The 15,040-nt window shown below is 42.0% G+C and carries 7 protein-coding genes; 3 read left to right on the forward strand and 4 right to left on the reverse strand.

From position 1 onward, the window contains the following. The first annotated feature begins 25 nt into the window (after positions 1–25). A complete protein-coding gene (locus tag MTO98_RS17725) occupies positions 26–3,583 on the forward strand; it encodes a hypothetical protein (RefSeq protein ID WP_243480222.1) in 3,558 nt (1,185 codons plus the stop codon). 541 nt (positions 3,584–4,124) lie between these two features. Here the strand turns inward: MTO98_RS17725 and MTO98_RS17730 are convergent. Next, on the reverse strand, positions 4,125–4,670 hold the full coding sequence (locus MTO98_RS17730; protein WP_243480223.1) for a CHAP domain-containing protein: 546 nt from the start codon (positions 4,668–4,670) through the stop codon (positions 4,125–4,127). Positions 4,671–4,998: 328 nt separating this feature from the next. Between MTO98_RS17730 and MTO98_RS17735 the strand changes: the two genes are divergently transcribed. Together MTO98_RS17735 and MTO98_RS17740 are read left to right on the forward strand one after the other, a co-directional pair. Then, complete coding sequence (locus MTO98_RS17735; protein ID WP_243480224.1) at positions 4,999–8,598, forward strand: ABC transporter permease; 3,600 nt, start codon at positions 4,999–5,001, stop codon at positions 8,596–8,598. A 204-nt stretch (positions 8,599–8,802) separates the two neighbouring features. Beyond that, positions 8,803–10,055, forward strand: a protein-coding gene (locus MTO98_RS17740; protein ID WP_371825378.1) for an IS3 family transposase whose coding sequence is annotated in 2 segments (ribosomal slippage) — positions 8,803–9,145 and positions 9,145–10,055 — 1,254 coding nt in all. Because the reading frame shifts where the segments join, the coding sequence is not laid out codon by codon here. A 51-nt stretch (positions 10,056–10,106) separates the two neighbouring features. On the opposite strand, the gene MTO98_RS17745 is transcribed toward MTO98_RS17740, so the two are convergent. The 3 genes from MTO98_RS17745 to MTO98_RS17755 are packed head-to-tail and all read right to left on the reverse strand — an operon-like array spanning position 10,107 to position 15,029. Continuing rightward, positions 10,107–12,527 carry a TonB-dependent receptor gene (locus MTO98_RS17745; protein ID WP_243480226.1) on the reverse strand — a complete coding sequence of 807 codons (2,421 nt, stop codon included), beginning with the start codon at positions 12,525–12,527 and terminating at the stop codon, positions 10,107–10,109. Then, positions 12,524–13,906, reverse strand: a complete 1,383-nt coding sequence (locus tag MTO98_RS17750) for an HTTM domain-containing protein (RefSeq protein WP_243480227.1) — start codon at positions 13,904–13,906, stop codon at positions 12,524–12,526. The genes MTO98_RS17745 and MTO98_RS17750 overlap by 4 nt, the downstream gene beginning before the upstream one ends. After that, the gene (locus tag MTO98_RS17755) at positions 13,899–15,029 is read right to left on the reverse strand and encodes an imelysin family protein (protein ID WP_243480228.1); all 1,131 of its coding nucleotides are present in this window, start codon (positions 15,027–15,029) and stop codon (positions 13,899–13,901) included. Before MTO98_RS17755 ends, MTO98_RS17750 begins: the two co-directional genes overlap by 8 nt. Positions 15,030–15,040: the final 11 nt, after the last annotated feature.

Here is a 15,040-nt window from a genome sequence, read left to right on the forward strand (position 1 = left end):
CTTCACCTTTAAAATATATATTACGATGAATATCTTATTTGAAACCGATTTAATGGATAACCAAAAGCATGCAGTGGTGATGTCACCTTCGCTTGCTTTCGATGTGCTCCAATCACAGGACGGCGACTCGCTGTTCTTCTCCATAGGCACAGATTCAAAATTTTACCTGACCCGCGAGGTAAGTGCAACAGATACCGGCTGGAACCAGATTGATCTGGGATTACCGCTTTGGAATGCCCATCCGGGATCAACCGTACTTGCAAAAACCTTCAGCATTGACCAAAATCCCCAGACAAACCAGATTGACCTCGCGTTGGTTTTGACAATCAACAACGTTGATTATCTCTATTTATCACAGGGAAACGTTAACACCGATGCAACCTGGGCAAATGGTGTATCCTGGACTCTCATCCCTTTCGATGCTGGTACCGCGCCAAGTCCGCTTACCATCGCCGATGTTTATTTGATGAATGTTCCAGCCGATGGAGGGCCTATCGAGAGTATTTTCGTTGATATCCTCCATTCTCCCGGCAATGCCCTCAAACTGCTGGACCGTTACTATATCACACCGGGTGGCGCCCATCAATGGAATAAACACGTAATTTCCATTAACCTTGCCGCTGGTAGTATAACAAGTTGTCTTGGTAACCGCGCCGATGATCCTGTACCAGGTATCTATACTTTTGGAACCATCTCCAGTGAAGTAGAACTCATATTTACGCCACAGTATAACTATTTCGCCAAAAACCCGGCGACTACCCCTCCCGAGTCAGCAACCCTGACTTTACCGAGCGGGGCCAGTTCCATTGCGTCATCTTTTAACAGCGCCGGGGTAAGTAATCTTTTTGTGGCTGGCACAAACGGACTATACCTATACACTCCTGACAATCAGCTCGCTGGAGCAACACCAGTACAAATCTCAACCAACAGTCTGCTCAACGGCGCGACACAATTGGCTGCCGCAACCGTTGCCAGCAAGACGGCTGTATGGGGAATCGATCCGCAGGGTAATCTTTTTTACCTGACATGCGCCGCAGGCAGCGAAGCAAATGCATCGGCATGGTCTATACCAGTTCCACTCGTACCCAAGGCCGAAGGCTTCGCATTTTTCCTGAATCTTACTCAGGGTTACAACGTACTTTTTGCGCATATCGACGGCGAGAACCTGGTTCAGTTGTCACAAGACCCGATGACTACCAGTTGGCATCAACGTACCATTGTGCTGCCAACTACAGCACCAGACGATATTTATGAGTATAAAAGCTTCACAACGCACATTCAGGTAAATGATGCCAATGGTGTAGCTTCTGGCAACACCGCAATATCCATTACATCTACCAGTCCTGTGAGTGTATATATGAACGATATCTATTATCGTCTTTCACCAACGGTTCCTGTTAATGTAATCACTGATCCTACCGGGGTACTGACGGTTGTTCAGGAAACACAGACTTTGGCGGCAGTTTGTTTGCAAGCATACCTGACGGCCACACCAAGTGTTACTGCCAACATAGACCCGTTAACCAAAGCGATGGCTACTTTGGGAACTTTGCAGTCTTCGGATCCAAATAATACATCTGGTCAAAAGCTTGCTGCAGTAACGGTAACTAACTATGACGGCTCCACACAACCACTGCTCCCCACAGGTGTTTCGTCCGACGATCGGGATGCAGCCGCAACCTCCCTCGCAAATTTTGTGCAGGTCAATTCAACGCTGCCAACCAATGGCTCCAAGCAAACTCCAACGTTGAATGCGGCCAATTCTGCGGCAGCACAAATTGATACATCTGCTTGGGGCCTTTCTTTTGAAAATGGCGCCATCACATACCACGCGGGAGTTCATCCGCAACTGGCTGCTGCCGCAGCGCTCGGAAGCAGCAGCAATATCATTGTTGACGCGGGCGACTTTTTTAGCTGGATTGGGCATGAACTTAATGTCATTACCGGCTTCACTGTAAAAATCGAAAATGGTATTAACAAGTTTCTGGCAACAATAGGCAATGCCATTTATGAGGTATGGCTCGACTGTAAAAATGCAGTGGTTCACGCAGTGGAATATGTGTTCAACAAAATCAAGATCTTCTTCGAAGATTTTATGAAATGGCTGGGGTCGCTGCTCAATTGGGCTGACATCATTCGTACGCATAATGTTTTGTCGACAATTTACAACCTTTATGGTGCGAAATGCATAGCCAATCTGGACACCGCTGAGACCGACTTAAAAAACACTTTTGCTGATGTTATTAGTTATATTGATGGCTGGGCTGGTATTCCCGACAATATTCCTGCAAACTTAGCAGGTTCAGGTCAGGCCAATACCTCATCAACAGCATCTGGGAATCAACCTGGCGGTACAGATCCGCAAAGCAACTGGTGCATGCATCAGTTGAAGAGCAACATGAGCAGTGGCAGCACGGATGCAGCTCCGAATATTGACGTATTGGGGGACATCGAGACGATCATGCAACCGTTGCTTACAGCGTTGTCAACAGAAGAGCAAGTTATATCAGACGCTTGTGACAGCTTCAAAAGCGAGATTATTGATATGATCGCAAATAATGGCGATATTAATATAACAGACCTGCTTAAAGCACTGACCGGCATCATCGTTGACGCTTTACTGGAAAGCATAGAAACCGTTTTAATTGCGGTTATTGATGTTGTAAAAGAACTTGTTGATGGAATTTTACTTCTTCTGAACGCAACGATCCAGATTCCGGTTATTTCTGTTCTTTACCGACGTTTTGTTGGCAAGGATTTGAGTTTGATGGATCTTGGGTGCCTGCTTGGGGCTATTCCTATCACGATAATCTACAAACTGATTAACGACAACGAAGCACCATTCCCGGATGACGACACAACAAATGCGATCCTTAATGCAACATCCTTCGCAGATCTTCAGCAGGTTTACGCATCAACCGTTGCTCCCGCAAAGGCCAGTCCGGCTCAAATGACGCTTCAATCGGCAGCTATTTCGTCTGATAGTAAGCTTGATAAAATATTGGTTCTTTCTGCAAATATTGCCGGATGCGTGGGTGCGTTAACCCAAACTTTTATTACCACAATGAAAAAGACACGACCTAATAAAGATAACGTGTTTGCTAACAAATTTGCTACTGTAGTGAACGGAATAGCTTACTTTTTCTACGCCGCTCCTGACATCATGGGACAGATTCCCGATTTGCAAAAAGATAAGTGGTGGGCTATTACCAATGAGATAATTACAGATCTGATGGTTGTAAAAGTTTTGGTTGATACGCGCGTCAATATAACCCCTTTAAACTCGCCACAGCAAAACGCCTGGAATCCAAAATCGCCATGGATTGACTGTGTGGGCAACATCTTATGGCAGATACCTACAACAGCGGCGTCATACGATTCTGAGAATGAAAATCTGGCCGGCCGTTTAGGCTTTTGGGGGGGCACATGCTTTGACTTGAATGGCATGATGTCGCCACTAATAGACAAACTCCCTCAAGGAACTGAACCTGAAACACTTGTAGGGTTAGGCATTGCCGGTCTACTTAACCTGGCCTATGGAGGCATGGCAGTGGCATCCGGGGTAGAAAACTATAAGTCATAGCTTTGGAAACTTAACTGGTGCAAATCTTTACCATTATTTTTCTAAATGGCAATTTCAAAGCCGTGTCCTCATTTTTGGGGCGCGGCTTTAGATTTAATCATCTTATCGCGATACTTCAGGCAGAGTTGTTCAAACCTGTTCGGGGAAGATAGTTGATCATAATTATATTTCGCCGGAGAACTGATCGTAAAATCCTCATAAACGGCTAAAAACTCTTTCAGACTCGATTGCTGATATCTTTTTGGCGTAAAAGCAGCGTAATATACAACTCAAAGAAGCAGTATCGGCTATTCAAAACTTCGTATTTCCGGGAGGCAATACCTTTAGTTTCACAAACGCAGCTTTTTCTGATAACCTTGATTTAATAACCCATATTAAATACAACAATTAAGCTAACAACGCATAGGGAATGTAAAAAGCCTCGCGCTCATTGGAAATCTAAACCAAATTACACTATGAAGCCGTCTTAAAGTCAATTATGAGACGGCTTCTTTTTTATAAGCATCAGCTACAATGCCCAATACATTTACCTAAGTTAAAGTTAGGCAACTGCAGGTGGTTCCATCGGGTGTATAAACCTGATCAGGTTAAGCCCGGTAACTGAATGTGGTTGCCCAACTTTATGTGTATGCTGGGCCACAATATAACCTTCGCGCTGGTCACCAGGGTTTCCGTCAGGGATTGTATTTCCTTCTTCGGTGCGATAAGTAACGCCATCGGTCATTACTTCGATAACAATACCCGTATGACCGGTAATTGTGCTATCCCCATCGCCATAAATAGCCATTGCGCCTACCACCGGCACATTTGTACTGGTTGGCCAAACCGGATCAGCATGGAAGTTGCGGCCCATTTGCTGACTATTTAATGAGTAAAGCTTTTTTGCTTTTGCAGCTAATTCTACAAATGGTTGGTATGCGTCCGTCCAGTCTGAAATTGCAGCCGCAGCACACCAGGGCTCGCCAACCTGCCAGCCGGTAGCTATGATCCTTGCGGCGTAAGCAGAGTCCTTAAATCCTTGATTAGGCTGAATTTCCTCCTGGCCATCAAACGAAACGGCTATATCGGCAATTGTTGATCCTATCATAACTTGATTATTAAAATATTACATAAATTTAGATTGTCACCATGTATTAAACAATAACTTAAATAAGCTATTGAAAATTTAAATTACAAGGCAAAGCATACCCAACAGTTGCCATCCCTTTTATTGACAAAGGGAATCTGTTAAGAATTTATGTGGACAGCAACAAGTGGAAAAATAAAAATGCAGGCCAGGCTACAGATCAAAATCTCAATTCAAAAGCGAACATTTGCTTGTCCGCTTTTGATACAATATAAAAGCGTAACATCCATCAACTATCTATCAATTAAACAATTATAAATTTGGAACATTAGTTGATCTTTTGTATTACTTGAAAACCTACACATTTCATATCACCCTTTATGACCTTGCCTTTTTTGGAATGCTGTTTATCGCAATTACTTTTGCGTTCCTTTTATGGTTTGTTAAAAAAGCCAATCAGTCGGCAAATCGCTTCTTAGCAGCTATCGTTGTTATAGCAGTTATGTGGATAGCCCAATCTGTAGCAGCAGATCATAAGCTTTTCTACGGCAATCCGCTTTGGGGCCTGTTGCCATTACGATGTTCACTGGCGTTAGGCCCTATGCTCTATTTTTACATACGGAAGGTAATTTATCCCGAACGCAACCTCAAGCGTCAAGATCTGTTACATTTTATACCCTTGTTACCGGAGTTAAGTTTTTACCTTCTTCAGGCACAGGAAACTCTCAAAATTGAGTCGGTAAAACATAACTTACATTTGTTTCAATTATTAACATCCGGTTTGTATGTTTTGGCATTCATTTCGGTGGTTACGTATCTATACCGATGTCGCATCCTGATTCATACTTTTTACAAGGAATTAAAATTCACTGATGGCGACCGGAACCTGTACCAGCTTCAGTGGCTTCAAAATTTGCTTTCGGGTTTTGGGTTGATATGGCTACTGTGGATACCTTTTACAGTCGCCGATTATTGCTTTTACCATTTTGAATTGAACGCTCAGGCCTACTACCCCATTTATTTGCTATTAATGTCAATGTTGATCTTTATGGCGGCCAGGGTGTTTTTGAAACCGGAAATTGAAATACCTACAACTGCTGTTTTGGCGCATACGCCGTTATTAACTTTAGATCTTAAGCAAAAGAGCATCTGGCTTAAAAGAAATGTTGAAGAAAACCGGCATTATCAGGATCCTGACTTAAGCTTGAGTTCCCTTGCAGAAAAACTGGGCATCACGCCGCATGAATTATCGCGTATTCTCAATCAGGCACTAAAAAAAACTTTTAATGATTTCATCAATGCATATCGTGTTCGGGCTGCTACCCGTAAAATGCATGACCCCGCTTATAATCATATTACCCTTCTCGGAATTGCCTTTGAATCGGGGTTTAATTCGCAAAGCAGCTTTCATCGTATTTTTAAGCAGGTAACCGGAAAAAGTCCGCTTGAGTATAAAATTCACCTCGAAAAAGTACTCCCATCTTATAACTTGGGAGCGCGCAACCAACTTGCACCTTTAATTTTGAATCACGAAACGCCTCCTAAGTGGCCTCGTAACAAATTAAACTGCAACAATATGTTTGAAAATTATTTCAAAGCCGCATGGCGGAATTTAAAAAAGAATAAGGTTTATAGTACCCTGAATATAGTTGGTTTGGCGATAGGCATAGTTAGTGCAGCGCTGATTTTTATGTGGGTTGAAGATGAATTGAATTTCAATCACAATTTTGCAAAGCGTAATTATCTATATCATGTTATGCAAAATGAAAAAACTGATGCGGGTATAAACACCAACGGTTCTACACCGGGGCCACTCGCTGCAGCTCTAAAAGCGGATATCCCCGGTATTGTTAACAGCGGGCGTCTCAGTTGGGCAATGGATGAGCTTGTTGTACTGGGCGAAAAAGTTATAAAAGAAAACGGAATTTATGCCGATCCGTCTGTACTTTCCATGTATACGTTAAGCTTTGTTTACGGCGACCGCACAACTGCCTTAAACAACCCTAACGACGTAGTTATCAGCGAAACAATGTCCCGCAAGTTTTTTGGCAACGGTAATCCAGTCGGAAAAACCATTAAAATGAATGCTAAAGGAGCATACAGTGTTGACGGGCTTTATAAAATAACTGGTGTATATAAAGATCTGCCTGCAAACTGTTATTATCATTTTCAATGGCTTTCGCCGTATACTACATGGGAAAATGCAAATACATGGTTAAAGCCCTGGGGTAATAACCTTACAGAAACTATTGTTGAACTTTCGCCAAAAGCAGACACGGCATCCATTAATAAAAAACTAAAAAACTATTTGGCTACCAAAATAGATAAAGCAACCAATCAATGTTTTTTATTTAGTATGAACGACTGGCATTTGCGAAGCAACTTTGTGAACGGTTTGCAGGATGGAGGCAGCATTAAGTACGTTAGGCTTTTTTCAATGATCGCAATAATTGTTTTGCTTATAGCCTGCATCAATTTTATGAATCTTTCCACCGCACGTTCGGAGCAGCGCGGTAAAGAAGTGGGTGTACTCAAAGTAATGGGTGCAAACAAAGTAAGCCTGATAGGTAAGTTTATAAGCGAATCTATGTTGATGTCATTTATTGCGATAATGATAGCCATCGCACTTCTTTATATATTATTACCCGTTTACAACAATCTTGTACAAAAACAACTATCAATTAATCTACTTAGCCCTGTACATTTCTGTGCGTTGCTGGGCATAGGAGTTGTTGCCGGGATTGTTGCCGGCTTTTACCCAGCTTTTTACTTGTCATCGTTTAACCCGATTGCTGTTTTAAAAGGCATCAAGGTAAAAAGCGCTGCAAGTGTTATTTTTATTCGTAAAGGGCTGGTGATCATACAATTTACATCCTCTGTTATTTTGATTATATCTACTATAGTGGTTTACAAACAGGTTCAGCATATCAAGGAAAGGGATTTGGGGTATAACAAGAACAATCTTATTTACCTGGATTTGCAAGGCAATATGAAAGATCATTTTAGCACGATAAAAAATAGCCTTTTAGCAACTGGCTATATCGAAAATGCCGCAACAAGCTTACATGACGCATTGCGCGTGTATAGTGTTGGTGGTGGCTACAACTGGCAAGGTAAAAATCCAAATGCCAAACTCGCAATTCATTCAAACGTTGTAAGCGCAGAGTACATAAAAACCATGCATATGCAATTAGTTGACGGGCGAGATTTTTATCCTGGAATTGCAGATAGTACAAGTGTGATCATTAATCAAAGTATGGCCAGATTAATGGGCAAAGAAGGTAAGCTTGGGGGGATATTGACCACATGGCGTAATAAACTAACGATAGTTGGCGTAATTAAAGATTTTATATATAACGACATTTATGGGAGCGGCGCGCCTTTATTGATATTCAACGGTAATTATTCAGCTACGGTGATGGCTATCCGCTTTAAATCTAATGTAAACTTGTCGCAGGCGTTAGAAAAAACCCGGGAGGTCATGATAAAGGAAAACCCCGGATTCCCTTTTGAATACAGGTTTGCCGACAAAGATTTTGATGACTTGTTTTCTTCCGAAACGCTCATCGGCAATCTTTCAGGATTGTTTGCGATGCTTGCCATTTTCATTTCCTGTCTTGGTTTATTTGGATTGGCCGCATATACGGCAGAACGTCGCACAAAAGAAATTGGCATCAGGAAAGTGCTCGGCGCGTCAGTTACAGCGCTAACCGGTTTGTTGGCCCGGGAATTTCTGCAATTAGTGGCGGTTTCCTGTATCATTGCTTTTCCTGTGGCGTGGTGGCTAATGCACAATTGGCTGCAAAATTATACATACCGTACAACAATACAGTATTGGATGTTCGTTACCGCCGGATTTGCAGCTTTATTCATTGCATTAATTACCGTAAGCTTTCAAGCTGTGAAGGCTGCGATGGCCAACCCGGTGAAAACACTACGCTCTGAGTAGGATTGTGATAAATACATGGAAACACCCTCGGTTTTGGTTATGACAACATTGGCTTCCTTTTTTTATGGAAGGTAATGATAATGGCCGTTGCCGTTGATAATGCCTTAGGTTACAAAAGGACTAAAAAGCCCGGTTAATAGCAACCGGGCTTTTTATCTTAAAAATGTCGCGTCCTGAAATAAGTTGACACTCAAGTTGACTTATATGGAAAAACGAACAAAGAATGTAAGTAGGCGCAGTCAGCGCGATTACAGCCTTGCCTTTAAGTTGCAGGTCGTGCAGCAGGTTGAAAAAGGCGAACTGACCTATAAAAAGGCTCAAAAACATTACGGGATCCAGGGAAGGAGTACGGTATTGGTTTGGTTAAGGAAACATGGTACCTTAGATTGGACATTACCCAAACAGTACACCTTGGAAAACGATCGGGAACTTAGTCCGGAACAGCGGATCAAACAATTAGAAGCAGCATTAAAAGATGAACAGGACAAGAACCTGATCTACAAGACCATGTTCGATATCCTGCAGCAAGAGCACGGTGTTGCATTGCCAAAAAAGTCTTTGCCCAAGCAATCCAAAGGCTCAAAGCCAAAGGAATAGTGAGCCTGTCAAAGGCTTGCAGGTTGTTTGGGATCAGCCGTCAGGGCTATTATCAAAAGCAGCAGCGCATAGAAAAGCGTTTAAAAGAACTTAGCCAGGTAAAAGCGGATGTGATTAAAGAACGAATCCATTTGCCCAGGTTGGGTACGCGTAAGCTTTATCATCGTTTAGGTAAACAGATCAGAAGCAAGGGAATAAAGATAGGCAGAGATGCTTTATTCGATTTTCTGCGTTCGGAACATATGCTGATCAAACCAAAGCACTCTTATCATAAAACGACGAACTCCAAGCACTGGTTACATAAGTATCCTAACTTACTTAAACACAGGAAAGCGGCAACGAGGCCTAACGAAGTATGGGTAAGCGATATTACTTATATCGACACTAAAGCAGAGACCGCATATCTTAGCTTGATCACTGATGCTTATTCAAGAAAGATCGTAGGATATCATCTGCATCATAGCTTGCACACAGATGGTGTGGCTGCTGCCATGCAAATGGCTGTCAGACATGAGCAGATCAAAGCGCCATTGATACATCATTCGGATAGAGGTTTGCAATATTGCTCAGCACAATATCAGCAGTTGTTGGCCAAACATCAGATTACCCCATCTATGACGGATGGATATGATTGCTATCAGAATGCTTTGGCAGAACGCATCAACGGCATTATTAAAAACGAGTTCCTGGTGGTTAAACCAGCAGATATACAGCAGGCAAGGGTAATGATTGCAGAAGCTATTAAACTTTATAACTGTCGAAGGCCTCATTTGGCTTTAAATTATCAAACACCACAATTTGTACATCAACAAAAAATCCTTGCTGGTATCGACCAACAAGGACTATCTTTAAATCATTAATTTCTGTCAACCTATTTTAGGACGACTCAAAAAAATAAAGTAACTGCCTCATCATAGTTTAACCTCAAGTGTCAAATAATAACCTCGTGCATCTGCCGGAATAATTCCGGGACCGGGATAACTTTCTGCTCTTCGGGTAAAGTAGTGTTTGTTTGCCAGGTTGTTTATGGAGCCTTCTAAAGTAAAAAATCGGCTGATCTTATAGTGCGCCGAAAAATCCATTACGGTATAAGCCGGTACAATACCATTAATGGCATTTGCAGTAAAGGTTGAGTTGGTTGCATCGGTATATTGTGAACTGGTATACGATACCTGGTAACTTGCAGAAAGCTTGTTATATTTATAAGTAACTCCCGTTTTAAAGATCATGTCTGGTGCCATTTCCACTTTTTTATTATTAAAAGCCGTTTCTTTACTGCTGGTGTAACGGGCGTTGATTAAAGCAAGATTACCAAATACAGAAAGTTTGCTTTTCCCCATATTGCCGTTTATAAAATGTAACACCTCCAGTTCGGCAAATGATTCGAGGCCAAAATTACGTGAAGCAGCAATATTGGTACGGTAACGGTAATCGTTAAAACTGGCATCGGCAGTATCAATAGTACCAATACGGTTATTATAATGAATGGTAAAAACACTTATATCATAATTCAGCGCATCTCCTGCATTTCCCCTAACTCCAAAATCTGCCGAATATCCTGTTTCATCCTGCAAATTCGGATTTACCTTTAAGCCTTTAACACTTGAATTGAGGTCATTAAAATTAATGGCGCGATAGTTTTGTGAGATATTGGCATACCACTGCAAGGCTTCACTTTGTATATAACTAAAACCCAAACCGCCTATCAGAAAATGTCTGCTGCTATTTTTAACGTCCTGCGACTCCTGTCTGAATACTACATTCCCGGCCATATCTGTATTAGTTGTGATATATGAACCGTTGGCTTTTGTGATGATATTTTCAAAACGCACACCTGGTATAATGCTGAATTTTTGCGTTACCCTAAAAATATTTTCCGCAAACAAAGCGATATTATCATTTGGGAAAAGATAATGGGTATAAGCGTTCAAATCTGCATCAGAATTACCATACTTGAAATCGGCATCGCTGCCATTACTGCCCAAGCCTTGCTGACGATTGGTATGGCCATGGTAGTATCTAAAACCTACCAATAAGTTTTGCGAAATATTATTGATTTTGTAAGTATAAAGCAGCCGACTCTCGTTACCGTAATTATTGTATTTATCCACAAACAAATTACGATCTGCCCCATTGTCGGTGCGGTTAATATAATCCAGGTTACCCACTGCATCACGACTGGCATCCAATAAAAAGAAACGTGAATTAAACTTCAGATTATCATTAATCTGGTAATCCAATATAAAGGCCCCTAAATTCCAGTTTACCTTAAACCAGTTTCGCGCGCGGATGGATTGGCGTGGATCGGCGGCAAATTCAGCATCGGTTAGCCCGCCGGGCTGATGGGCCAGATAGTCCATATACGTATATTGAAAAGTTAGCGAAAGCTTATTGGTGGCTTTATAAGTTAACCCTGCATAAGCAGTATTGGCATTAAACTCACTGTTTGGCCGCCAGCCATCGGCTTGTTTGTGCTGAAAAAAGGTATAATACTGAACTTTACCTACGGTACCTGCAATGCTATTGGTAGTATTGAAGAAGCCCCACGAACCACCCGTTTCCCGTGAGGTTATTTCAATGGCTTTATTTTTAGCCCCCTCGCGTAATTTAAAATTGATCAATCCGCCAAATTGAGTCCCATACTGTAGTGATGATGCACCTCTTAATATCTCAATACGGTCAACCAATTCGGCAGGTGGTGTGTAGTAGCTTTCGGGATAACCCAGCGCATCTGCGCTAATATCATAGCCATTTTGACGTGTGTTAAAATTAGTTACACGATTGGGGTTTAACCCTCTCCCACCAATACCTAATTGGATACCAGCGCCGTCGCTTTCCCATATATTAAGCCCTGCTACCCTACTGTAAATTTGCCGGGTATTATTGGTAGCCTTATTAGCAGTTTCATTATCAAGTACTATCACCTCGCTTTTTTTTCCGGCATTAATAGTAGTTCCTTCTACGGCTTTAAGATGGCTCAAGGCAGATGTCTTATCTTTTCCAGCGGTTATGTTTACATCATCTAACTGGTTAATACTTTCCTGCAATATGATGTTAATACTTTTATCGGCATTTATCTCTACCGAACGGTTCATTAACTGATAGCCAACAGCTGTAACCTCTAAAATGTATCTCCCTCTTTTTACATTCTTCAGGGTATAATTCCCGAGCGAATCACAGGCATTTTGATAATCTGTATTTAGTAACAACACAGATGCCCCCGCCACGGCAACGCCTTTTTTATTAAGAACACGGCCACTCAGGTTAACAGTTTGGGCCGACAGGTTAAGTGATATAAACCCTAACATAAACAGGGTAACAAATATTTTCATTGTTTTTTTTTATTAAATGGACGTATCCATCTTTTATGGCCGAAGAGTGTTTCCTGCTCTTTGGCCAGATTAATAGTTGTATCAATGTACAGACGGCTGCCGCTGCCATTTAACGTTACATAGCTTTCGGCGGTAACGATTGGATTAGCGATGCCCTTTTTTTGGTACTCGGCGGCAAGGAAATGCGCATACTGTAATATCATGTCGGGCTGTGTAGCCATCATGTTTTCCTGAAATTCGGTTAAGTATTGTGCATTGATAACTTCGGCGCTTTTGCCTGTTGCCGGATCTTTTACATGAAAAAAAGCGGTGCCGCCTTTTTCCATCAGCATTACCCGCCACGAAAACCGGTATCCTTCTTCCGTCCAGTACAATTTGCCCGGATAAAGCAGGTATCGGAACGGTAGTATCAACTGCAGCAGAAAATGAACTGTAAAAAAAGCACCTGCAATTCTGTTATGCCATACCGATTGATGATAAATAACATCCTTTTCGGCCTGCTTACTCCGTATCAGGAGCATCTTGCGTAGCCAACAGATGATGTGCAGATGCGTTTTGGCTGAAAAAAAGACCAACGTTACAGCGATCATGATATAAGGGAACATCCCTATCTTAAAGAACCAACCGGTTGACAGATGAAATATCAATACTAAAACATAAGCCCATTTACGATAACGGTTGTGCAATAAGAAAAAGCCAATAAGCAGGTCAAACAGCATCCCAAACCAGCTAAAAACATAGGCTACCCAAAGCCGGGTAAGCAAACCGCCGATAAGCCATAAGTGACTATTTGCCGGAAGCCAGATACGCAAAGGCTCAGCTGCAATAAGCCAGTCGTAACTGATCTTTGATAAACCGGCAAAAAAATAAACCAGTACTAATTGCAGCTTGAAGATATTTAAACACCAGCTGGGTATATGAGTAACTCTTAGCCGGGGCTTCAGCCAAATGTCAAGAGCGAAATAGCGGTTGGCAGGCACCGTTATTAATAGCAGAGCCATAATGCTCACAAAATAATAATGGTTCAAATAGGTAGTTTTATCAATAAGTTCTACATAGGTAAAACTCAGGAAAAACAACGCCGTCGCCAAACGGTAAAGTAACCCGGCAGCTATTAACACTGTGCATACCGCCATCAATGCAAACAGTGCATACATCCCTTTTTCACCCAAAGGTTTCACCCAATCAAATCCATAAAAGGTAAAATGAAACCTGGGCTTAATATAGAACTCGCTCACCCATCCTCGCATCATAAAGCGAATGGTGCTAAAAAGCATAATTACCCCGAATGCTATTCGCAGAATAACAAGCGGGGCGATATGTGTCGGGGTGATGAGCCAATCCCGGAATGTATTCTTCGCCAATTTCCTGTTAGTCACCGTCGTTGTCGCCAAAAGTTATTAGGATACCTAACGAGGATGTCATATCCGTTTTTAATAGCACCGTTAGCTTTTGCAGTTCGGTGTATGCGGCAGTAACAGCTGTAGGATTGTTGCGAATATTATCTGCAAGAGGATCTGTTAATACTTGCAGCTTAGCAATTGCAGCAGCAAATTGTGCCTTGATAACATCGTTCAAAGGCTTACCATCGCTATATTTAGCATTTATCTTCGCCAAATAGTCATCCAGTCCGAGTCCATCACCTGCAGCACTTTTGCCCAAATACAGGTTTTGCATTGCCTGAATGTGTAGCAAAGTTAATTGTAACGATGTTTTTGAATAATACGCCTGAACTTTTTGCGGAAATACGGTACCCATAGATTGCACGCCGGCCGGGACCCCGATCTCATAATTTTTTATTATTTCATAATCATAAACCAGCTGATTTACCAATTGCCCAAGTGAGCTGCCAACATCAGTACCATCGGCACTCAGAAATGTAGATTTATAAGCACCATTCCATGAAGATAAAACAGTAGTTGCAGACGTTTTTATTTCGAGCGCTAATGCCGCAAGATAAGTTTTGCGGTTAGCGGCGTGGCTATCAGTAGTATATTGTGTTAAAATGGCGGCGTTATCTGCTCCTGCACCAAATAACAGGTAATCAATTGCCGGCAAACCCTTCGCTGCAAGGTTTGCAAGTAAGCCGGGATTATATGCACCAGAATTGATGTTGGCACTAATCTGGCTCAGATCTGCGGGATAGGTATTAACACTTACCCTAAAGTTAATTTGATTGGCCGGGCCAAAATCAAATTCAGAGGTTGACTGCCATTGCTTATAAGCAGCAGTAAAAGCATTTTGAGCTGCTGTTAATTTAGCTGCATCAGGACTGCTGTTAAAAGCGATAACCGCATCGTTAAGCGCCGATGCTGATGCCTGGAAAGATGTATAAGCCGGCAAAATGATATTGGCGCTCATGTTTGTGAGCAGCGCTTTACGATCAAAAGTATTATCGCTTTTATCGCCGCCATTGTTACCGGCACCCGATTTTGAACAAGATTGAACCAGTATCAAACCAGTTGCAAATAATAACAGCGCCCCTAAAGTAATTTTACGCATAATGATTAGTA

Source organism: Mucilaginibacter sp. SMC90 (assembly GCF_022811725.1).
Taxonomy (GTDB): domain Bacteria; phylum Bacteroidota; class Bacteroidia; order Sphingobacteriales; family Sphingobacteriaceae; genus Mucilaginibacter.